The sequence below is a fragment of the Acinetobacter sp. 5862 genome, assembly GCF_024494585.1.
Taxonomy (GTDB): domain Bacteria; phylum Pseudomonadota; class Gammaproteobacteria; order Pseudomonadales; family Moraxellaceae; genus Acinetobacter.
The window spans coordinates 21,731-41,760 of record NZ_JANHGP010000026.1; the positions used below are offsets into that span (position 1 = coordinate 21,731).

Consider the following 20,030-nt stretch of genomic DNA (forward strand, 5'->3'; position numbering starts at 1 on the left):
GAAATGCCTGCAGAGGATATCATCATGATTAGTCTAAGTGACTTAAGAAAATTTAAAGCTGATGGACGTAAGTTCTCATGTCTTACTTGTTACGATGCAAGTATGGCTAAAGCGATGGAATTGGCTGAAATTGATACAATTTTAATTGGTGATTCTCTAGGAATGGCGATTCAAGGAAGAGATTCTACACTTCCTGTGACAGTTGAAGATATGGTTTATCATACAGCAGCTGTACGTCGTGGTAATTCGCACGCCTTAATTATGACTGATCTACCATTTATGAGTTATGCAACGCTTGAAGATGGTCTAAAAAATGCCAAAGCCGTGATGCAAGTAGGCGCACAAATGGTCAAAATTGAAGGTGGTGCTTGGCTAAGTGAATTAGTCCAAGTTTTGACACGTAATGGTATTCCTGTCTGCGTGCATTTGGGTTTAACGCCACAATCAGTACACGTATTCGGCGGCTATAAACTTCAAGCACGAACCCGTGAAGCAGCAGATCAATTAATTGCGGATTGCCAAGCTGTGGTTGATGCAGGTGCTGCGGTATTATTATTAGAGTGTGTTCCAGCTCAGTTAGGCAAGGAAATTGCTGAACTATTTCCTAATACGCCAGTGATTGGTATTGGTGCAGGCAATGAAACTGATGGACAAGTCTTGGTGGTACAAGACATGCTTGGTTTAACTTTTGGTCGCGTTGCGCGTTTTGTGCGTAATTTTATGAAAGAACAAGCGGGGGAAACAGCAATTATAGATGCGTTTAAATCGTATCATGCTGCTGTTCAAAATCAATCATTTCCAGCGAAAGAACACACTTTTCAAGTTGAGCTCTAACTCATGAAAACAGAAACAACAATACAAGGCTTAACCGCATCATTAGCACCGGCAAGAACAACAAAAAAATTAATTGGTTTTGTGCCAACTATGGGGAATTTGCATGAAGGTCATTTGACTTTGGTGCGTGCTGCAAAAAAAATCTGTGATGTCGTGGTGGTGAGTATTTTTGTTAACCCAATCCAGTTTGGTGCGGGTGAAGATTTTGATAGCTATCCACGTACCTTAGAACAAGATAGTCGTTTGTTGGCAGATGTAGGGTGTGACATTATTTTTGCCCCTTCTGTCGATCAAATGTATGGCAAGCAGCCTCGTTTAACCAATATTAGTGTTAGTCAAATTACCGACGACCTGTGTGGCAAATCACGTCCAGGTCATTTTGATGGCGTGGCGGTTGTTGTCACTAAACTATTCAATATTGTACAACCTGATTATGCTTTTTTTGGGCAAAAAGATTATCAACAATTGGCTGTAATTCGTCAGTTGGTGCAGGATTTAAATATTCCATTAGAAGTCATCGGTGTACCAATTGTACGAGCAGCAGATGGTTTGGCTTTAAGTTCACGCAATGGTTATTTGTCAGAAGAGCAAAGAAGTATTGCGCCAAAAATTTATCAGTTGTTAAAACAAGCTGAAGTTGACTTGGGAGAGGGGCAATCACTTTCGCAAGTGTTAGCAAATATCTCAACGGAATTGACACAAGCTGGATTTGTTGTGGATTATGTAGAGGCTCGTCAACCTAATTTGCAACCAATTGAAGAGTTTGATCGTGATTTAGTTTTATTTATTGCGGCTAAATTAGGTTCAACACGTTTGATTGATAATTTACACATTAATTTCAAAACATAAAATAAATTAAAGGGCGATATGCGATGAAGCGTATTCTTATCGTTACAGGACAGTCAGGTTCAGGAAAATCATCTGCATTACAGGTGCTTGAAGATTTGGGCTATTATTGTATAGATAATTTACCTTTGGCATTATTGCCTGAAATTGTGTCAAAACTGGATCATGAGAATAATCTTGAGCAGTTAGCGCTGGGCGTTGATATCCGTAGCACCCGTGCCGATATGCAGGAGTTTGACCATGTTTTTGAGCAATTAAAAAAGCATGGTACGGTTGATATCATTTACCTGACCACTCAGGATCAGGATCTGGTTTCCCGTTTTAGTGCCTCACGCAGGCCGCACCCTTTAGCAAATCGTTTTAATAGCCTGTTGCAGTGCATACAGGAAGAAAAACAGTTGCTGATATCGATACAATTCCGCTCTACAGTGCATATTGATACGACGGGTAAAAGTGTCCATGATCTCAAACATATCTTGCTGTCTCGATTGGGGCAGTCTGATAAGTTGATTGTGATTCTACAATCCTTTGGCTATAAACATGGCATTCCGCTTGATGCCGATTATGTATTTGATGTGCGTCATTTACCTAATCCGCATTGGGATTTAGAGTTGCGTCGTCTTTCTGGGTTGGATGATCCCGTCTGCCGTTTTTTAGAAAGCAATCAGCAAACCAATGAAATGTTTACCGATATTTATAACTTCTTGGAAAAATGGTTGCCAGCTTTTGCGGAAGGGCATCGACATTACATGACCATTTCAGTGGGATGTACAGGTGGGCAACATCGTTCAGTTTATATCGTGGATAGACTCAAACAGGCTCTTAAGGCAAAATGGACTGTCCAAATCTTACATAGAGAAATGAAGCACTGGTCATGATAGACACAACAATTGATGTAATTAATAAGCTCGGCTTACATGCGCGTGCATCTGGTAAACTGATTGAAGTCACAACCAAATTTAGCTCTTCGATACAAATCGGCAAGGGTGATAAATTGGTTGATGCAAAAAATATTATGTCATTGTTGATGTTGGGTGCTGGTAAAGGCACAACATTAAGATTGGTGATTGATGGTGCTGATGAAGAAAAAGCACGGGAAGAAATTCAAACGCTGTTCGCAGCAAAATTTTATGAGGCAGAGTAATCGTGGCACGTGGTACCCAACAACGTTATACAGATGAAGATTTTGAGTCATTAGAAGGACGTGCGAGTAGAACCGAGCAAAAAAAAGCTGTGCAACGTATGGCTGCTTTAGGTGAGCAATTGGCTCAACTCAATCCAAAACAAATTCAAAAGCTTCCTGTCGATGAGCGTTTGATTGATGCATTACTTGAAGTGCAGAAGATCAGTTCATTTGAAGCACGCCGTCGTCAGTTTCAACGTGTTGGTAAGTTATTGCGTAATGAAAATGAAACCACGATTTTATCTTATTTGACACCCCAACAAGGTGCTAAAAAACAAATGCAATTGATGCGTTGGGTCGATCGAATGATTGATCAAGGTGATCCAATCATTAATGAGTTTAGCAAAGTGTTTAATGCTTCTGAACGTCATACTTTGCGTCAGCATGTTTTACGCATTCATCGTGATATCAAGCAGCAGGTGAGTGAAGAAGAACTTGCCGCATCCAAGCTCAAATTTGTGAACTATGTACAGCAAGTCGCCTTGTTATCTGATCAAGGTTAAAGCCAAAAAGAAGTTTCAGTTGAAACTTCTTTTTATTTTTAGGCATTAATTCTCAAACGAAACGCTAGCTCGTTCTTTTGCCCACTCTCTTAAAATAAATTTTTGTAATTTGCCTGTCGATGTTTTCGGAATCTCAGTAATCACCACATCTTTAGGAACTTTAAAGCGAGCCAGTTCTTTTTGGCAATGTGCAATAATTTCTTCTGCGGAAGCAGATGCACCTTGCTTCAACTCAATAAATGCACAAGGTACTTCTTGCCAACGTTCATCAGGTTTTGCGACCACTGCGGCGGTGAGTACAGCAGGGTGGCGGTAAAGTACATCTTCGACTTCGAGCGATGAAATATTTTCGCCACCTGAAATGATAATATCTTTAGAGCGATCAGTAATTTTGGCATAACCATCAGGATGGCAAACGGCTAGATCTCCTGTATGAAACCAACCACCTTTAAAAGCTTCTTCAGTCGCTTGTGGATTTTTGAGATAACCTTTCATCACGATATTACCACGGAACATAATTTCGCCCATGGTTTGCCCATCATTCGGTACGGGTTGCATCGTTTCAGGATCAAGTACTCGCATACTGTCTTGAAGTGGATAAGGAACACCTTGGCGTGAATGAAGTTGAGCCTGTTCTTGAATAGATAAGTCACTCCATCCTGCTTGCGAAGCACATAATGCTGATGGGCCATACGTTTCTGTCAAACCATAGACATGATTAACATTAATTCCAATATGGCGCATACCTTCAATAATCGCAACGGGCGGGGCAGCTCCAGCAACCATGACTTCAACATGGTGGTTGAAAGCTGTTTTTTGTTCTGCTGGAGTATTGATGAGCATGGATAAGACAATTGGCGCACCGCAGAAATAATCGACTTTGTGTTCAGCGATATATTTAAAAATTAAAACTGGATCAACTCGACGTAAGCAAATATTGGTACCGCCACTGGCAGCAATTGACCATGCAAAACACCAACCATTACAGTGAAATAGTGGTAGTGTCCATAGATAAACCGCACGAGGTTTCATACCACATGCCAAAATATTACTGGCCGCATTGAGATAAGCACCACGATGGTGATAAACCACACCTTTTGGATTGCCTGTGGTGCCTGAAGTATAATTCAGACTGATCGCATCCCATTCATCTTGTGGAAGTAGCCATTCAAATTCAGGATTGCCTTCAGCTAACCACGATTCATATTCATATTGCCCAAGTGCAATTTGCTGACCTTCGTATTCCTGATCAAATACATCAATCACAATAATATCTTGAGTGATCAGCTTTAAGGCTTCTTCAGCAAGTGATCTGAATTCTGGATCGACCAAAAGAACTTTGGACTCGGCATGAGCCAGCATAAAAGCAATGGTTTTGGCATCGAGACGAGTATTCAGTGTATTGAGTACTGCACCTGCCATTGGTACAGCGAAATGTGCTTCAATCATTGCAGGTACATTCGGCAAGAGTACCGAAACGGTATCATTCTTTTGAATTCCTAACTGAGTGAGCTGATGTGCAAACTGGCGACAACGTTGATAGCTTTGTTGCCATGTGATTTGACGTTCCCCATGAATAATTGCGGCTTGGTGTGGATAAATATAAGCAGCACGTTCTAAATAACGTAAAGGTGATAAGGCAACGAAATTTGCAGGGGTTCTCGGTAATTCATCATATGCACTAACCATGTGTTTGCTCCATTTGTGTTTTTTTCATTTATATCTATATCAACATAGTGTGTCATTCAGTCTAAATCATTTAGGCTTTAGTCGGAGATGAAGCCTAATCAATCTAGGTTTTTATGATTCAAAGGTTTCATCCTCAACTAAACCTGTGTAAAATCTTGAATACTTTTTTATCCGCCGTTTTTTATCTTTTGAGGTTCGCCTCAATACATAATCTCGCGGTGATATGCTCCTTCGTATAGGGCATCACTCCTTAAGGATTTTATTATGCCAATTATTACTTTGCCAAATGGCGATCAAAAACAGTTTGATCAAGCCGTATCTGTGATGGACGTTGCATTAAGCATTGGTCCGGGTCTTGCGAAAAATACCGTAGCAGGTCGTGTCAATGATCGTTTAGTCGATGCTTCAGACTTGATTACCGAAGATGCAACTGTGCAAATTATCACGCCTAAAGATGAAGAAGGCGTAGAAATTATTCGTCACTCTTGCGCACATCTCGTTGGTCACGCTGTTAAGCAGCTGTTTCCAGAAGCAAAAATGGTAATTGGTCCAGTCATTGAAGAAGGTTTCTACTATGACATTTGGATGCCACGTCCTTTTACTTTAGATGATATGGCAGCGATTGAAGAGCGTATGAAAAAGCTCATCGATCAAGATTATGATGTCATCAAAAAAATGACACCACGTGATGAGGTGATTGCAGAATTCACAGCACGTGGCGAAGAATATAAATTGCGCTTGATCGCAGACATGCCGAATGAAACACAAATGGGCTTGTACTACCATCAAGATTATTTGGATATGTGCCGTGGTCCGCACGTACCAAACACTAAATTCTTAAAATCATTTAAGCTCACAAAAATCTCTGGTGCTTACTGGCGTGGTGATGCGAAGAATGAACAGCTTCAACGTATCTATGGTACGGCTTGGGCTGATAAAAAACAGTTAGCTGCATATATCAAACGTATTGAAGAAGCAGAAAAGCGTGACCATCGTAAAATTGGTAAAGCCCTAGATTTATTCCATATGCAAGAAGAAGCACCGGGTATGGTGTTCTGGCATCCAAATGGTTGGACAATCTACCAAGTGCTTGAGCAATACATGCGTAAAGTTCAGCAAGACAATGGTTACTTAGAGATTAAAACGCCGCAAATCGTAGACTTTACGCTTTGGGAAAAATCTGGTCATGCAGCCAACTACGCAGACAACATGTTTACAACTCATTCAGAGAGTCGTAACTATGCTGTTAAGCCAATGAACTGTCCTTGTCACGTACAAGTGTTTAACCAAGGTTTGAAATCTTACCGTGATTTACCAATTCGTTTGGCTGAGTTTGGTTCTTGTCATCGTAATGAGCCATCAGGTTCTTTACACGGGATTATGCGTGTTCGTGGATTTACCCAAGATGATGCACATATTTTCTGTACCAAAGAACAAATTGGTCAAGAAGTTGCTGACTTTATTAAGCTGACTTTAGATGTTTATAAAGACTTCGGCTTTGAAGAAGTGCAAATGAAACTTTCTACACGTCCTGAAAAACGTGTCGGTGATGATGCACTTTGGGATTTGGCTGAAAAATCTTTGGCGGATGCTTTAGATAACGCAGGCTTGGCTTGGGATTTACAACCCGGTGAAGGTGCATTCTATGGTCCGAAAATTGAATTTTCATTGAAAGATTGCTTAGGCCGTGTATGGCAGTGCGGTACGATTCAATGTGACTTCAACTTACCAATTCGCTTAGATGCGTCTTATGTCACTGAAGACAATGATCGTGATCAACCAGTCATGCTTCATCGTGCAATTCTTGGTAGTTTTGAGCGTTTTATTGGTATACTAATTGAACACTATGCGGGCTTTATGCCGCCGTGGTTAACACCAATTCAAGCGTGTGTTATGAATATTACTGATTCACAAGCAGAAGCATGTGAACAAGTGGTTGCAAAACTCAAAGAAAATGGTCTTCGTGCTATTTCTGACTTGAGAAATGAAAAAATCGGATTTAAGATTCGTGAGCGTACCCTAGAGCGTATTCCTTACCTTCTAGTTCTTGGTGATCGAGAAGTTGAAGAAGGTACTGTTAATGTGCGTACTCGCTCAGGAAAAAATTTAGGTACTATGTCAGTAGATGCATTTATTGACCTAGTGAAATCTGCCGTTGCCGAACGCGGCCGGTACATTGTGGAGTAATAAAGATTAAACAGCCTGACCGTAACCAGCAACAAGGTGCTAAAAGTAACCGTCCTGCAATTAACGAAGAGATCCGTGCGAAAGAAGTACGCCTCGTCGCTGCAGATGGAGAACAAAAAGGTGTTGTTTCATTAACTGAAGCATTACGTGCTGCTGAAGAAGCTAATCTTGACCTTGTTGAGATTGTTGCTAATGCAGAACCGCCTGTTTGTAAAATCATGGACTACAACAAGCACTTATTTGACTTAAAGCAAAAGCAAAAAGATGCGAAGAAAAAACAGCATCAAGTGCAAGTGAAAGAAATCAAGTTACGTCCTGCAACGGACGTAGGTGATTACCAAGTAAAATTGCGTGCAATTTTACGTTTCCTTGAAGAAGGAAATAAGGTGAAAATTACCTTGCGTTTCCGTGGTCGTGAGATGGCACATCAACAGCTTGGTTTGGCTCAATTGCAAAAAATTGAAGCTGACGTTGCTGAGTTTGGCGTAGTTGAACAAGCGCCGAAGATGGAAGGTCGTCAGATGGGCATGTTACTTGGTCCGAAAAAGAAAAAGTAATCATCCAATCATCAAAAAAGCCCTGCTATTCGAGCAGGGCTTTTTTGATTTAAAGCATAATTACTGAGTACTTACAGTTTTTTCTGTAGAATCAGGCTGATCAAGTAAAAGTTTTTTCTTACCAATTGGGATTTCGCGTGGAAGTTTCTCTTCTGGTATGATTCGTTCCAACTCAATGACCAATAAACCATTCTCATAATCAGCTTGTTGAACTTCAATATGTTCATCTAAGCGTAAAGATAATTTAAAGGCACGACGCGCGATTCCTTTATGCAGATATTCAGTTGTTTCTTTCTGAACAACCTCAGGTTTACCTGAAATGGTAAGAAGCTGATTTTCTAGACTCAGTCCTAATTCCTCTAGGCTAAAACCTGCAGTAGCCACCACAATGCGATAACGGTTTTCACCAGATTTCTCTATGTTATATGGAGGGTAATTCGGTGTATCACTTTGCATGGCGTAGTCAATAAAATCATTTAAACGGTCAAATCCAATGCTACGACGAAATAAAGGATGAAGATTTAGATTACTCATGATTAGAACCTCCTGAGGTCAGCAAAGTTTTAAAAATAAGAAGATAAAACTTAAATCTGCCATGTATAAACATCGACAGAATGTTAAAAATCGTCATTTCTAACACAATAATTAATATATGTTTGGGTTTAAAAAATTCAAGTTAAAGATCTATTTTTTTAAATAAATTTTATATATAATTGATAATTATAAAAAATTATTTTTAATTTGCAGAACTTGTTGTTTCTTTTTAAATCTATTAAGGTGTGTAAAGAGCCACCATCTACGGTGTATGGAGAATAATTTTAAAATGATTGATCTTTATTATTGGGGAACACCCAATGGACATAAAATAACCATTGCACTTGAGGAAATGGGCTTAGATTATCAAATTTTTCCAATTAATATTTTGGAAAATGATCAGTTCCAACCAGACTTCTTAAGAATCTCTCCTAATAATAAAATTCCAGCGATTGTTGATCAAAATGGACCGCGAGGTGAACCGATTTCTGTATTTGAATCAGGTGCGATTTTGCAATATTTAGGTCGAAAAACAGGTCTATTTTATCCGACTGATGAGCAAGAACGGGTTGAGGTGGAACAATGGTTAATGTGGCAAATGGGTGGGTTTGGTCCAATGCTAGGGCAAAATCATCATTTTAATAAATTTGCACCTGAACGTATTCCTTATGCAATTGATCGTTATATCAATGAGACTAAGCGCCTTTACACTGTTTTAAATAAGCAATTGATTGGTCAAAAGTTTGTGGCGGGTGAGTATTCAATTGCCGATATGGCAATCTTGCCTTGGGCATTGCGTTATGAGTGGCAAGGCATTCAGCTTGAAGATTATCCATATGTGCAAGGCTATATTGAACGCTTAACAGCGCGTTCTGCGATACAAAAAGCTTTATCGATCCAAGTCTAATATTTTACTGTGTTTAAGTTTGCCTCATGAGTTATTGGTTGTTGTTTATATCTGCTTTTGGGGCTGCGACATTATTACCTTTACAGTCGGAAGCAGTATTAATAACCTTATTGATACAAGGGCTTTCCAATCCTCTTTATCTGATCTTGGTTGCAACCATTGGAAATGTCTTGGGTTCATGTGTGAACTGGTGGTTAGGACTGAAAATTGAACATTTTAAAGGTAAAAAATGGTTTCCTGTTTCTGGACGGCGTTTAGAGCAGGCACAACAGATCTATCATAAATATGGTTTCTATTCTTTATTATTGAGTTGGACACCTGTGATTGGTGATCCGATTACCTTGATTGCAGGATTGATGAAAGAAAATTTTTGGCGATTTTTATTGATTGTCACCATCGCCAAAGGTGGGCGTTATTTAACAATGTATGTGTTGTATCTTAGAGCCTTTTGAAAAAAGGGAAAGTTTGACTTTCTCTAAAACCTTTAATGATCAGTACCTTTAGTAATATCGACTTTAAATAAATCGCTGGTTTTCAACCAACAGTAAGTTACAACTGCAAGCGTCATACAACCACCAAATATGGTCGCGGTGATTGTTCCGAGATACTTGGCTGCTAGACCTGATTCAAAAGCCCCGAGTTCATTACTCGATGAAACGAACATTCCATTTACCGCAGCCACTCGACCTCGCATATTCTCAGGTGGGAAAATTTGTAGCACAGTTTGACGAACTATGACAGAAACACTGTCACAAGCACCAGTCATGGCTAAGGCAAATAGTGATAGCCATATATTGTTTGAAAAGGCGAACAGAATGGTAAAAATACCAAAGCCAGCGACAGCCAATAACATATTCCGCCAAGCGTGGTGCATTGGTGGGAATTTGGTCAGGACAATCATAGTAATCAGTGCGCCGATCGAAGGGGCGGCGCGTAGATAACCTAAACCTTCAGGGCCGACCTTTAAGATTTCTTCGGCAAAAATGGGCAACAGAGCAATCACACCACCAAAGAGTACCGATACCAAGTCTAGTGAGATTGCCCATAAAACAATTTTGGTTTTCCAAATAAAGCGGAAACCATCGGTCAGGCTTTGTAAGACATTCTCAGTTTCCATTTTGGGGAATGTTCGTTTCTGTAAGCAATTAATCAAAATAAAGCAGATTGCCAATAATGTTGATACTGCAAAAAGGCTCGTTTCGCGTCCCAGAAATGCCAACATAAAACCACCCAACATTGGCCCAATAATGACACCACTTTGCCAACCGATCGTTGTCCATGTAGCACCATTGGCATACAGCTCGCGTGGAATTAAAAAGGGTTTGAGTGAAGTGGCTGATGGATTGTAAAAACCCCGAATAGTACCCAAGGCAAATATGACAGCATAAATGCCCCAAGAAAGTGTGCTAATACCAATTTTTTCTAAGCCATGGAAATGGAATAAGCCCCAAAGAACCAAAGGTAAAGGAATGGAAAAGAATAAACAGACCTTCATAATGCTTTGTTTATTCAGTTTATCTGCAAAATAACCACCCCATAAAGAAAGCGTGATAAATGGGATTGCTTCAGCCAAACCAATAAAACCCAAGGTTAGGGGATCACGAGTGATTTGATAGAGTGAATAAGCAACAATAATTTCCTGAATTAAAATTGCCAGTGTTAAGCAAAATTGATTCAAGGTCACAATAGAGAAATCTCGATACCGTAACGCGGCGAATGCATCATTCTGAGTATTCATAAGAATAAAGATTTAATAATTTGATTCTATTATAGGCGCTGATTTTGTGGATTTTTCTCATAATTTGAGAATTAATTATGGAAAATAACGTTTGAGAAAAATAAAGTAGTTGCTGTTAAAAAATGAGCATTTTACTTTTGTTTTAAAGGCAGATGCTATATGATACTGCCTTCCTTACCTGCAGGTCGATTTGCAATAGTGCAAACGAGCCGAACAGGTGCCCAAAAGAGGTTACTATGGCTAAGTTAAAAACTCGCCGTGGTGCAGCTAAACGCTTTAAAGCGACTGCAAACGGTTTCAAGCGCAAACAAGCATTCAAGCGCCACATTTTGACCAAAAAATCTGCTAAGCGTATCCGTCAATTGCGCGGTTGTGTAATGGTTCACGTAAGTGACGTTGCATCAGTTCGTGCTATGTGCCCATACATCTAAGGAGATTATAAATGGCTCGTGTAAAACGTGGTGTACAGGCTCATCGCCGTCACAAAAAAATTCTTGCTCGCGCTAAAGGTTACTATGGTGCTCGTTCACGCGTTTACCGCGTAGCGTTCCAAGCAGTAATCAAAGCTGGCCAATATGCTTACCGTGACCGCCGTCAAAAGAAACGTCAATTCCGTGCTTTATGGATTGCGCGTATCAATGCTGGTGCTCGTCTTAACGGTTTGTCTTACAGCCGTATGATCGATGGCTTGAAAAAAGCTCAAGTGATCATCGACCGTCGCGTATTAGCTGACATCGCTATGCATGATGCAGTTGCATTTGCTGCTTTAGCTGAAAAAGCTAAAGGCGCATTAGCTGCATAAGCTTAGAGATTCAAAGAAGGCCGCTTTTTAGCGGTCTTTTTTATTTTTCAGATAAGTGGACTAAACTTAAAAAATAAAACACAGACCAAACATCAATAGAGCTTACACAACCCTAACACGTTTGATTGGACAGTTACCCTTGAATCTTTTTACAGTAAATAAAAAAGGATAGGGGTTAAAGATATGCTCGTGAGTGTAGATGAATTACAGCAAGGCGCATTTGAAGCAGAACTGACGATTTTGCCAAAAAAGGGTGAGACCATTCGGATTTTTTATGGACCAGATGCTGAGGTTGAAGGTGAGATTGAAAATGTACATCACGTTATTAATCAGCATGATGGTGGACATAAAGTGATTTTAAAAATTAGACCTACTTTTTAAGTAGTTAAAAATAAAAACCTAGATTTTGAAATCTAGGTTTTTTATGACTCGTATTGTTACAGACCAAAATAGTAAGCAACGAGACAAATAATCACAGTCAGTATAATCAATTTAATCACGCCAGACGCACCTACTTTATGATGGTGGGACTTATCAATCTGATGTGGAATTTCCATGGTTCGGTCAATGATTTCAGGTTCTTCTGCCGTAAGTTGAGCCGTTTGGTAGTGATTTGCGGTTTTTACAATCAGCTTGGCAAATAAGTCATCCGTTTTTTGTGAAAAATTACGGAGATTAATCTGTTCTTCAGGGCTAATTAACTCACCTGTAGTCGTATAAGGATGCTTTCTTTGTTGTTCTAAATAATCAGTTAATGCTTGTGTGCGATGTAATAATCGATGTGCACAATCCGCTGGATAATCTGTTGGAATCAATGCTAATTGTTTGCTAGAAAGATGTGTAAGATCAGCTTCATAACTATAAAAAGGCAAATCTTGTTGTTCTGGCTCTGGAAAATGTTCAGCATATTTACTATCGAACAGTTCTTTCTCCAAGACAATGGCAACCTGATTCCAATTTACCTTCTGTAAGTCAACATCAATTTTTTTAGCGAATTTATCATTCAACTCATAACGCCAAAATACTTCTTGGCGGAGTGTTGTTTGTTGAGATGCCGGCGCATCAAAGGCTTGATCACTGTTATCCCATTCAGCCAGTTCATGGCCACAGATCCATGCGGTTTTTTTATTGCCTTGATGGCTCACAATAAAATGCGCAAAGGGAAGCAGTTCTACATTGGCATTTGGATTTTGCTCATCATTCAGTACGCTAGATAAATGTAGGCTGAGTTTTTTAATACCTTGTTTTTTTAAGCCTTCAAGCCAAATCTGGAAATGTTGTGCCAACAGGTGTTGAGAGAGTAAGTCTCTAAAAATCAGTCGATTTTGATTGAAAATCGGATGTTCAACCCAACGGCTAAAATTGAGATTTCCTGCTAAATATTCATTGCCATAAGTCACTAGTGTAAGCTGTTGTTTCCAGATTTGATCAAGCGCCATCGTTATTCTTTCTCATTGACGATATCGGTATCTTATACATTTTATTCAATTGTTGAGTAATTTTTCAGAAATTTTAGTTGATCTGCTTAGGTATCTTGTTGTTTTATTTTTGCATCTATATTTTCAAAAGTACGTTATTTAAACCGCTGTTTATTTTCATCAAACTGGTAAAAAGCTGATAAACTATAGCGTTTTATTATATTTCTATATTTTGTTGCTTTGAGAGTTACTATGTCACTGGAAGCCCTGACCACTGAAGCGCTTGCTGCCATTGCAGCGGCTCAAGACCTTGCTGCACTCGATCAAGTTCGTGTGCAATTTACAGGGAAGAAAAGCCAGCTCGCAGAGCAGTCTAAAGCACTTGGAAAAATGGATCCTGAAGAGCGAAAAGTACAAGGTGCTGCGATTCACGCTGTGCGTGAAGCAATCAATACGGCTTTGACTGAGCGTCAACAGACATTACAACAAGCTGAACTTGCAAAAAAATTAGCAAGTGAAACCATTGATATTACTTTACCGGGCCGCGGTCAGCGCATGGGAAGTATTCATCCTGTTACTCAAGTACAAGAGCGTATTTGCCAATTCTTTACTAAAGCAGGTTTCCAAATAGCACATGGTCCAGAAGTTGAAGATGATTATCACAACTTTGAAGCCTTAAATATTCCGGGACATCACCCAGCCCGTGCCATGCATGACACTTTCTACTTTGATGCAACCCATTTGCTTCGTACCCATACTTCGGGCGTGCAAATTCGAACCATGGAAACCAGTCAGCCGCCAATTCGTATTGTCTGTCCTGGCCGTGTTTATCGTTGTGACTCAGATCAAACCCATTCGCCAATGTTCCATCAGATCGAAGGTTTGTACGTTGCTGAAAATACCAGCTTTGCTGAGTTAAAAGGTTTATTGATTAACCTACTCAATGAGTTCTTTGAAAAAGATTTAAAAGTACGTTTCCGTCCATCTTACTTTCCATTTACAGAGCCAAGTGCAGAAGTGGATATTATGGATGAACGTGGTCGTTGGTTAGAAGTTTTAGGCTGTGGCATGGTGCATCCAAATGTATTGCGTGCCGCAGGAATTGATCCTGATAAATACAAAGGATTTGCCTTTGGTCTAGGGGTAGAGCGCTTTGCAATGTTGCGTTATGGCATCAATGATTTGCGTATGTTCTACCAAAATGACGTGCGTTTCTTACGCCAATTTGCCTAAACAATTTTTCAGGATTAAAGAAGGTTTATACAAATGAAAATTAGTGAAAATTGGTTACGCAGCTGGGTAAATCCAGCAATTGATAGCGATACATTGTCTGATCAATTGACCATGTTGGGTTTGGAAGTTGATGAGTTAGCACCTGTTGCAAAACCGTTTACTGGTGTGGTTGTTGGTGAAGTCCTTACGGTTGAACAACATCCAGATGCGGATCGTTTACGTGTGACCACGATTAATATTGGTTCGGGTGAAGCCTTACAGATTGTCTGTGGTGCGCCAAATGTTCGTGTAGGCATGAAGGCTCCTGTTGCAACGATCGGTGCAGTATTGCCAGGTGATTTCAAAATTAAAAAAGGCAAGCTCCGTGGTGTTGAATCACAAGGTATGCTCTGTGGTGCTTCTGAAATTGATTTAGAAGACAAAATTGACGGTTTGTTAGAGTTGCCTGCTGATGCACCAGTGGGGATGAATATTCGTGAATATTTAAAGCTTGATGACAATGTCATTGATATCAGTATCACACCAAACCGTGGTGACTGCTTTAGTATTCGTGGAATTGCCCGTGAAATCGCAGTGATCAATCAGTTAAAGGTGAATGAGCCTGAGATCCAGTCTGTACCTGCAACAATCACAGATGAGAAAGCAGTAACGATTAGCACGGAAGGTACACCACGTTATTTGGGTCGTATTATCAAAAATGTCAATGTCAAAGCGCCGACACCGGAATGGATGGAACAGGCATTGGCACGCTCAGGCATTCGTACGCATAGTATTTTGGTGGATATTACTAACTATGTATTACTCGAGCTTGGTCAACCGATGCATGCCTTTGATTTGGCAAAAATCGAAGGTTCGATTCAAGTGCGCCAAGCGCAGCCACAAGAAAAACTGACTTTGCTCAATGATCAAGAAGTTGAACTGCAAGATGACATCATGGTTATTGCAGATGATCAGAAAGTATTGGCAATAGCAGGCATTATGGGCGGGCTGGATTCATCGGTAACTGATGAGACTCAAGATATCTTCCTCGAAAGTGCGTTCTTTGCGCCTTTAGCTATTGCAGGGCGTGCTCGTCGTTTCGGTTTGCATACTGACTCATCACAGCGCTACGAACGTGGCGTTGACTTTGAATTGCCGATGATTGCTATGCACCGTGCTTCTGAGCTGATTCAAGCCTTTGCTGGTGGAGAATTTGGTCCAATTACGATTGCTGAGCAAGAGGCTTTATTGCCGAAACGTGAAGCGATTACATTACAACAAGCGCAAGTAGACCAGTTGTTGGGTTATCAAGTTGCTGGCGATTTTATTGCGGATGCGTTAACACGGTTGGGCTGTGTGGTTGAAAGCAAAGCTGAAGGTGAGTGGAGCGTAGTTCCACCATCACATCGCTATGATATGGCAATTTATCAAGACTTGATTGAAGAAGTTGCACGTATTCACGGCTATGACAACATTCAGATCAGTTTGCCAAAAATTGATGTGACATTGGAGAAATATCAAGATCGTTTTGAAATCGCTCAATTACGTCAAACTATTGCAGCTTTGGGTTACCAAGAAGCGATTAGTTTTAGCTTTGCCGATGCAAAACTTGAGAAGCAATTGAATCCAAACGTACAGCCATTAATGCTTGCCAACCCAATTTCAAGTGACTTGGCTGCAATGCGTAGTACTTTGTTATCCAGCCTGATTCCTTGTGTCCAGTACAATTTAAACCGTCAGCAGCAGCGTGTCCGTTTCTTTGAACTGGGCTTACGTTTTGATTATCAAAATGCACAAAGTATTCATGACCTGAAACAGATTCCGACTCTGGCCTTGATTGCGGTTGGTTCACGTGTACCAGAATCTTGGCATGCAAAACCACAGATAATGGATTTCTTTGATTTCAAGGGTGAGGTGGAAGAAATTCTGGCTGCGGGGCGTGTAAAGGCTGAATTTGTCCGTACTGAGCGTGCATGGCTGCATCCAGGTCAATCTGCGGAAATTGTGGTGGATGGACAGTCGATTGGTTACTTGGGGCGTTTACACCCGTCACTGGAAAATGAACTCGATTTGGGCACAACATGGGTGGCAGAACTGGATCAGCAGGCTGTTTTGCAATCTTATGTATCTAATTTTACAGAATTATCACGTTTTCCATCGGTTAGACGTGATATTGCGCTTTTAATCTCTGATAATATTGAGGTTAGAGATATTCAGCGCTTAATTGAGCAGACTGGTGGTGAGTTACTCGACTCAACATGGTTGTTCGATGTGTATACGGGTCAAGGGGTTGAACAAGGCAAGCGCTCTTTAGCTTTTGCAGTGTTGTGGCAACATCCAGCACGTACGCTTGAAGATGCTGAAATTAAATCTGGTATGGATAACATTATTCAAGTGTTGGAAGACACTTACCAAGCGACATTGAGGGCCTCATGACAGCATTAACAAAAGCAGAGATGGCGGACCATTTAAGTGAGCTTACTAGCTTAAATCGCCGTGAAGCAAAACAGATGGTTGAGTTGTTTTTTGATGAGATCAGCCAAGCATTAATTGCGGGTGAACAAGTCAAACTTTCTGGTTTCGGTAATTTTGAATTACGTGATAAACGTGAGCGTCCAGGACGCAATCCAAAAACGGGTGAAGAAATCCCGATTTCTGCCCGCCGAGTGGTTACGTTTAGAGCGGGTCAAAAATTTAGACAGCGCGTTGGAAATGAGCAGATCGATTGATCTGCTTTTTTTATAGTGATATTTTTATTTGATTAAAAATCTAGGCGTAAAAAAAAGAGAACCTATAATGGTTCTCTTTTTGATAATCTAAAAATATTAGATTATTGAGCAGCAGAAGCTGGAGCAGCTTCAGAAGCAGCAACGTCAGAAGCAGCAGCAGCAACGTCAGAAGCAGCAGCAGCAACGTCAGAAGCAGCAGCTTCAACAGCAGTAGTAGCTTCAGAAGCAGCAGCTACAGCTTCAGACGCAGCAGCGTTAGCATCAGCAGCAGGAGCTTCTTCTTTCTTAGAGCAACCAACGAAAGCTAAAGTAGTAGCAATAGCAGCAGCAACAGCGAATTTTTTGAATAACATGGCATCACTCTCATAAAATTGTGAGATTAAAAAAAACCTAGAGTTAGTCTGTTTGTGCTTTTATTATTCCTAAACGCTTTAGGTAACAACGCAGGGAGCAGCCTAACTGGTCTGCTGCTATCCTATCAAAGCAGATCATGAATTACTACTGTTCTGTCCAACAAAACGACAAAAAAGGGCAGAATTTGTCTATTTTTTGATAGAAAAAAACTATGGAAATTAAAATTAAAATCGGTATTTTATTGTTTTTTTTATTGAAATTAATTTTAAATTTATTAAAAACAAAGGTTTATTGTTTTATTGGAATTTTAAAATAATCTGTAAATATTATGTAAGTTTGTCAACCAAATAAAAAAGGCTACCATAAAGGTAGCCTTTTTTAATGCAATTATCTTATGTCGATGCTTTACGTTTCATTTGATCAAAGAAGTCATCATTAGTTTTGGTTTCTTTCATACGATCTAATAAGAATTCCATTGCAGCAAGTTCATCCATAGGGTGAAGCAATTTGCGTAAAATCCAAACTTTACGTAGATTTTCTTCGCTCATTAGGCGCTCTTCACGACGAGTTCCAGATTTTTTGATATTCATTGCAGGGAATACACGTTTCTCTGCAATACGGCGATCAAGCGTAATTTCTTGGTTACCTGTACCTTTAAATTCTTCGTAAATCACATCATCCATTTTACTGCCTGTTTCGATCAAAGCAGTTGAAATGATGGTCAGAGAACCACCTTCTTCGATGTTACGTGCAGCACCGAAGAAACGTTTAGGGCGTTCTAATGCATGAGCATCGACACCACCGGTTAATACCTTACCTGATGATGGGATCACAGTGTTGTAGGCACGCGCAAGACGAGTAATTGAGTCAAGTAAAATCACAACGTCTTTTTTATGCTCAACTAAACGTTTTGCTTTCTCAATCACCATTTCTGCGACCTGAACATGGCGAGCAGGTGCTTCATCAAATGTTGATGCCACAACTTCACCGCGAACAGTACGTTCCATTTCTGTAACTTCTTCAGGACGTTCGTCAATCAAAAGTACGATTAAGAACACTTCGGGATTATTACGCACAATGGATTGAGCAATGTTTTGTAATAGCATTGTTTTACCCGCTTTAGGCGGTGCAACAATAATAGAACGCTGACCTTTACCAATCGGAGCAACCAAATCGACCACACGAGCTGTGAGATCTTCAGTTGTACCGTTGCCCAATTCCATAATCAGTTGTTCTGTTGGAAAGAGAGGAGTTAAGTTCTCAAATAAAATTTTATTACGTGAGTTCTCAGGTGTGTCATAGTTAATTTGATTAACTTTGAGTAATGCAAAGTAACGTTCGCCTTCTTTTGGTGGGCGAATAGTACCTGTAATGGTATCGCCTGTGCGTAAGTTAAAACGGCGAATTTGAGATGGGCTGACATAGATATCATCTGGACCTGCTAAATATGAACCAGCAGCAGAGCGTAAAAAGCCAAAACCATCTGAAAGAATTTCGAGAACACCATCACCAAAAATTTCTTCGCCATTCATGGCATGGCGTTTTAAAATGGCAAAAATAATATCTTGTTTACGGTTACGTGCCATGCCTTCAAGGCCCATAAACTCCGCAATTTTAATGAGTTCGCCAATGGGTTTTTTCTTGAGTTCAGTTAAGTTCATAAGTGGTCAGACAGAATGGAATAAGTGGAGGAGTGTTTGGAAAGAATAAAAAATCGACCGCATACATACATGCTGATGTAATTGTATAGTTACACAACCACAATTCAGTAGTCTGGTTCATTGTTTCAGAGAGAAATGTGAAAACAATTATTATTGCCGAGCGGCGATCTTATGTTTGTGTCTTGTAAGAAACGCGATGAAGTAGATTCCATTCAAAGCTTCTTGATCCAAGAATATAAGCGAAACTAAGAAATTTGTCAATTTTTACTGAGAAATACGTCGCTTAATTTAGACGTATTTCTCTTATTTATACGGTCAAAATCTGATTAGATATTTTGATCAATAAATGCTGCAAGTTTAGAACGAGGCGCTGCACCGACTTGTTGAGCAACAACTTCGCCATTTTTAAACATTAATAATGCTGGAATGTTACGAATGTTGTACTTCACAGCAGTGTCTTCACATGCAGTCACGTCAACTTTAACGATTTTGACTTTTCCTGCATATTCATTTGAAAGATCTTCAAGCACTGGTGCAATGGCTTTACATGGCGCACACCAACCAGCCCAGAAGTCAACAAGTACAGGAGTTTCAGCATCTAAAACATCTGCTTGGAAGTTTTCATCAGTTGTATTAACAATAGTCGCAGACATAAGGTTACTCCAAATTTAATAAATAAAGTGCAAATTCGTTCATCATCAGCATGAATATTACATTGCTACTTTATTCAATGTAAGGGTTTGTTCTGATTATTCAAGTTTCAAAATGAAAAGTCTAATGGATGCTCACGATGTTGATTATCGGCTTCTACAATCATTTATAGCTTAAAAGCAAAAATACGCACCTATTATTGCTTAAAATGACTTTAAAATTATT

At 39.9% G+C, this 20,030-nt stretch carries 22 protein-coding genes; 15 read left to right on the forward strand and 7 right to left on the reverse strand.

What is annotated here, in order from left to right; genetic code table 11:
• Window positions 1-24: 24 nt before the first annotated feature.
• The 5 genes from panB to yjgA are packed head-to-tail and all read left to right on the forward strand — an operon-like array spanning window position 25 to window position 3,366.
• Window positions 25-834 (forward strand): 3-methyl-2-oxobutanoate hydroxymethyltransferase, encoded by an 810-nt coding sequence (panB, locus tag NO346_RS04935; RefSeq protein WP_256414451.1) that lies wholly within the window; start codon window positions 25-27, stop codon window positions 832-834.
• A gap of 3 nt (window positions 835-837) precedes the next feature.
• Window positions 838-1,683 carry a pantoate--beta-alanine ligase gene (gene panC, locus NO346_RS04940; protein WP_256414452.1) on the forward strand — a complete coding sequence of 282 codons (846 nt, stop codon included), beginning with the start codon at window positions 838-840 and terminating at the stop codon, window positions 1,681-1,683.
• Window positions 1,684-1,706: 23 nt separating this feature from the next.
• The gene (rapZ, locus tag NO346_RS04945) at window positions 1,707-2,558 is read left to right on the forward strand and encodes an RNase adapter RapZ (protein WP_256414453.1); all 852 of its coding nucleotides are present in this window, start codon (window positions 1,707-1,709) and stop codon (window positions 2,556-2,558) included.
• A complete protein-coding gene (locus tag NO346_RS04950; RefSeq protein WP_005164368.1) occupies window positions 2,555-2,824 on the forward strand; it encodes an HPr family phosphocarrier protein in 270 nt (89 codons plus the stop codon). Before rapZ ends, NO346_RS04950 begins: the two co-directional genes overlap by 4 nt.
• Window positions 2,825-2,826: 2 nt before the next feature.
• The gene (yjgA, locus tag NO346_RS04955; RefSeq protein ID WP_005164369.1) at window positions 2,827-3,366 is read left to right on the forward strand and encodes a ribosome biogenesis factor YjgA; all 540 of its coding nucleotides are present in this window, start codon (window positions 2,827-2,829) and stop codon (window positions 3,364-3,366) included.
• A 45-nt stretch (window positions 3,367-3,411) separates the two neighbouring features.
• On the opposite strand, the gene NO346_RS04960 is transcribed toward yjgA, so the two are convergent.
• A complete protein-coding gene (locus NO346_RS04960) occupies window positions 3,412-5,055 on the reverse strand; it encodes an acyl-CoA synthetase (protein WP_087547687.1) in 1,644 nt (547 codons plus the stop codon).
• A 264-nt stretch (window positions 5,056-5,319) separates the two neighbouring features.
• On the opposite strand from NO346_RS04960, the gene thrS reads away from it, so the two are divergent.
• Complete coding sequence (gene thrS, locus NO346_RS04965) at window positions 5,320-7,242, forward strand: threonine--tRNA ligase (protein WP_087547686.1); 1,923 nt, start codon at window positions 5,320-5,322, stop codon at window positions 7,240-7,242.
• Window positions 7,243-7,247: 5 nt separating this feature from the next.
• Window positions 7,248-7,799 (forward strand): translation initiation factor IF-3, encoded by a 552-nt coding sequence (gene infC, locus NO346_RS04970; RefSeq protein ID WP_081399795.1) that lies wholly within the window; start codon window positions 7,248-7,250, stop codon window positions 7,797-7,799.
• 60 nt (window positions 7,800-7,859) lie between these two features.
• Here infC and NO346_RS04975 read toward each other — a convergent pair whose 3' ends face one another.
• Window positions 7,860-8,333, reverse strand: coding sequence for an Hsp20 family protein (locus NO346_RS04975; protein ID WP_087545618.1), 474 nt, complete (start codon window positions 8,331-8,333; stop codon window positions 7,860-7,862).
• 289 nt (window positions 8,334-8,622) lie between these two features.
• On the opposite strand from NO346_RS04975, the gene NO346_RS04980 reads away from it, so the two are divergent.
• Complete coding sequence (locus tag NO346_RS04980; protein ID WP_256414454.1) at window positions 8,623-9,240, forward strand: glutathione S-transferase N-terminal domain-containing protein; 618 nt, start codon at window positions 8,623-8,625, stop codon at window positions 9,238-9,240.
• Window positions 9,241-9,266: 26 nt separating this feature from the next.
• On the forward strand, window positions 9,267-9,692 hold the full coding sequence (locus NO346_RS04985; protein WP_256414455.1) for a YqaA family protein: 426 nt from the start codon (window positions 9,267-9,269) through the stop codon (window positions 9,690-9,692).
• A 32-nt stretch (window positions 9,693-9,724) separates the two neighbouring features.
• Here the strand turns inward: NO346_RS04985 and NO346_RS04990 are convergent, their stop codons facing one another.
• Window positions 9,725-10,978 (reverse strand): MFS transporter, encoded by a 1,254-nt coding sequence (locus NO346_RS04990; RefSeq protein ID WP_256414456.1) that lies wholly within the window; start codon window positions 10,976-10,978, stop codon window positions 9,725-9,727.
• Between the two features lie 236 nt (window positions 10,979-11,214).
• On the opposite strand from NO346_RS04990, the gene rpmI reads away from it, so the two are divergent.
• The 3 genes from rpmI (at window position 11,215) to NO346_RS05005 (ending at window position 12,161) form a co-directional block, all read left to right on the forward strand.
• Window positions 11,215-11,409, forward strand: a complete 195-nt coding sequence (gene rpmI, locus NO346_RS04995; RefSeq protein WP_004637967.1) for a 50S ribosomal protein L35 — start codon at window positions 11,215-11,217, stop codon at window positions 11,407-11,409.
• A gap of 11 nt (window positions 11,410-11,420) precedes the next feature.
• Complete coding sequence (rplT, locus tag NO346_RS05000; RefSeq protein WP_004675688.1) at window positions 11,421-11,780, forward strand: 50S ribosomal protein L20; 360 nt, start codon at window positions 11,421-11,423, stop codon at window positions 11,778-11,780.
• Window positions 11,781-11,963: 183 nt separating this feature from the next.
• A complete protein-coding gene (locus tag NO346_RS05005) occupies window positions 11,964-12,161 on the forward strand; it encodes a hypothetical protein (protein ID WP_256414458.1) in 198 nt (65 codons plus the stop codon).
• 56 nt (window positions 12,162-12,217) lie between these two features.
• Here the strand turns inward: NO346_RS05005 and NO346_RS05010 are convergent, their stop codons facing one another.
• On the reverse strand, window positions 12,218-13,219 hold the full coding sequence (locus NO346_RS05010) for a hypothetical protein (protein ID WP_256414459.1): 1,002 nt from the start codon (window positions 13,217-13,219) through the stop codon (window positions 12,218-12,220).
• Window positions 13,220-13,450: 231 nt separating this feature from the next.
• Between NO346_RS05010 and pheS the strand changes: the two genes are divergently transcribed.
• From pheS to NO346_RS05025, 3 genes are read left to right on the forward strand one after another with little or no spacing between them, the layout of a single operon-like run.
• Window positions 13,451-14,431 (forward strand): phenylalanine--tRNA ligase subunit alpha, encoded by a 981-nt coding sequence (gene pheS, locus NO346_RS05015; RefSeq protein ID WP_005164386.1) that lies wholly within the window; start codon window positions 13,451-13,453, stop codon window positions 14,429-14,431.
• 33 nt (window positions 14,432-14,464) lie between these two features.
• Entirely contained in the window at window positions 14,465-16,846 is a 2,382-nt protein-coding gene (gene pheT, locus NO346_RS05020) for a phenylalanine--tRNA ligase subunit beta (protein ID WP_256414460.1), read from the forward strand.
• Entirely contained in the window at window positions 16,843-17,139 is a 297-nt protein-coding gene (locus NO346_RS05025; RefSeq protein WP_004664224.1) for an integration host factor subunit alpha, read from the forward strand. The genes pheT and NO346_RS05025 overlap by 4 nt, the downstream gene beginning before the upstream one ends.
• Window positions 17,140-17,240: 101 nt before the next feature.
• Here the strand turns inward: NO346_RS05025 and NO346_RS05030 are convergent, their stop codons facing one another.
• The 3 genes from NO346_RS05030 to trxA all read right to left on the reverse strand — a co-directional run bounded on the left by NO346_RS05030 (window position 17,241) and on the right by trxA (window position 19,807).
• On the reverse strand, window positions 17,241-17,492 hold the full coding sequence (locus NO346_RS05030) for a hypothetical protein (protein ID WP_004664225.1): 252 nt from the start codon (window positions 17,490-17,492) through the stop codon (window positions 17,241-17,243).
• Between the two features lie 393 nt (window positions 17,493-17,885).
• On the reverse strand, window positions 17,886-19,154 hold the full coding sequence (rho, locus tag NO346_RS05035) for a transcription termination factor Rho (protein ID WP_004664227.1): 1,269 nt from the start codon (window positions 19,152-19,154) through the stop codon (window positions 17,886-17,888).
• A gap of 326 nt (window positions 19,155-19,480) precedes the next feature.
• Complete coding sequence (trxA, locus tag NO346_RS05040) at window positions 19,481-19,807, reverse strand: thioredoxin (RefSeq protein ID WP_004675702.1); 327 nt, start codon at window positions 19,805-19,807, stop codon at window positions 19,481-19,483.
• Window positions 19,808-20,030: the final 223 nt, after the last annotated feature.

What these genes read in the sequence shown, in the direction of transcription:
- rpmI (WP_004637967.1), top strand. Translation starts at nt 11,215, where the DNA reads ATGGCTAAGTTAAAAACTCGCCGTGGTGCAGCTAAACGCTTTAAAGCG.
- NO346_RS04985 (WP_256414455.1), top strand. Translation starts at nt 9,267, where the DNA reads ATGAGTTATTGGTTGTTGTTTATATCTGCTTTTGGGGCTGCGACATTA.
- panC (WP_256414452.1), top strand. Translation starts at nt 838, where the DNA reads ATGAAAACAGAAACAACAATACAAGGCTTAACCGCATCATTAGCACCG.
- rapZ (WP_256414453.1), top strand. Translation starts at nt 1,707, where the DNA reads ATGAAGCGTATTCTTATCGTTACAGGACAGTCAGGTTCAGGAAAATCA.
- NO346_RS04975 (WP_087545618.1), bottom strand. Translation starts at nt 8,333, where the DNA reads ATGAGTAATCTAAATCTTCATCCTTTATTTCGTCGTAGCATTGGATTT.
- rho (WP_004664227.1), bottom strand. Translation starts at nt 19,154, where the DNA reads ATGAACTTAACTGAACTCAAGAAAAAACCCATTGGCGAACTCATTAAA.
- NO346_RS05005 (WP_256414458.1), top strand. Translation starts at nt 11,964, where the DNA reads ATGCTCGTGAGTGTAGATGAATTACAGCAAGGCGCATTTGAAGCAGAA.
- thrS (WP_087547686.1), top strand. Translation starts at nt 5,320, where the DNA reads ATGCCAATTATTACTTTGCCAAATGGCGATCAAAAACAGTTTGATCAA.
- panB (WP_256414451.1), top strand. Translation starts at nt 25, where the DNA reads ATGATTAGTCTAAGTGACTTAAGAAAATTTAAAGCTGATGGACGTAAG.
- pheT (WP_256414460.1), top strand. Translation starts at nt 14,465, where the DNA reads ATGAAAATTAGTGAAAATTGGTTACGCAGCTGGGTAAATCCAGCAATT.
- NO346_RS04960 (WP_087547687.1), bottom strand. Translation starts at nt 5,055, where the DNA reads ATGGTTAGTGCATATGATGAATTACCGAGAACCCCTGCAAATTTCGTT.
- NO346_RS05030 (WP_004664225.1), bottom strand. Translation starts at nt 17,492, where the DNA reads ATGTTATTCAAAAAATTCGCTGTTGCTGCTGCTATTGCTACTACTTTA.
- rplT (WP_004675688.1), top strand. Translation starts at nt 11,421, where the DNA reads ATGGCTCGTGTAAAACGTGGTGTACAGGCTCATCGCCGTCACAAAAAA.
- NO346_RS04990 (WP_256414456.1), bottom strand. Translation starts at nt 10,978, where the DNA reads ATGAATACTCAGAATGATGCATTCGCCGCGTTACGGTATCGAGATTTC.
- NO346_RS04950 (WP_005164368.1), top strand. Translation starts at nt 2,555, where the DNA reads ATGATAGACACAACAATTGATGTAATTAATAAGCTCGGCTTACATGCG.
- NO346_RS05010 (WP_256414459.1), bottom strand. Translation starts at nt 13,219, where the DNA reads ATGGCGCTTGATCAAATCTGGAAACAACAGCTTACACTAGTGACTTAT.
- pheS (WP_005164386.1), top strand. Translation starts at nt 13,451, where the DNA reads ATGTCACTGGAAGCCCTGACCACTGAAGCGCTTGCTGCCATTGCAGCG.
- NO346_RS04980 (WP_256414454.1), top strand. Translation starts at nt 8,623, where the DNA reads ATGATTGATCTTTATTATTGGGGAACACCCAATGGACATAAAATAACC.
- trxA (WP_004675702.1), bottom strand. Translation starts at nt 19,807, where the DNA reads ATGTCTGCGACTATTGTTAATACAACTGATGAAAACTTCCAAGCAGAT.
- NO346_RS05025 (WP_004664224.1), top strand. Translation starts at nt 16,843, where the DNA reads ATGACAGCATTAACAAAAGCAGAGATGGCGGACCATTTAAGTGAGCTT.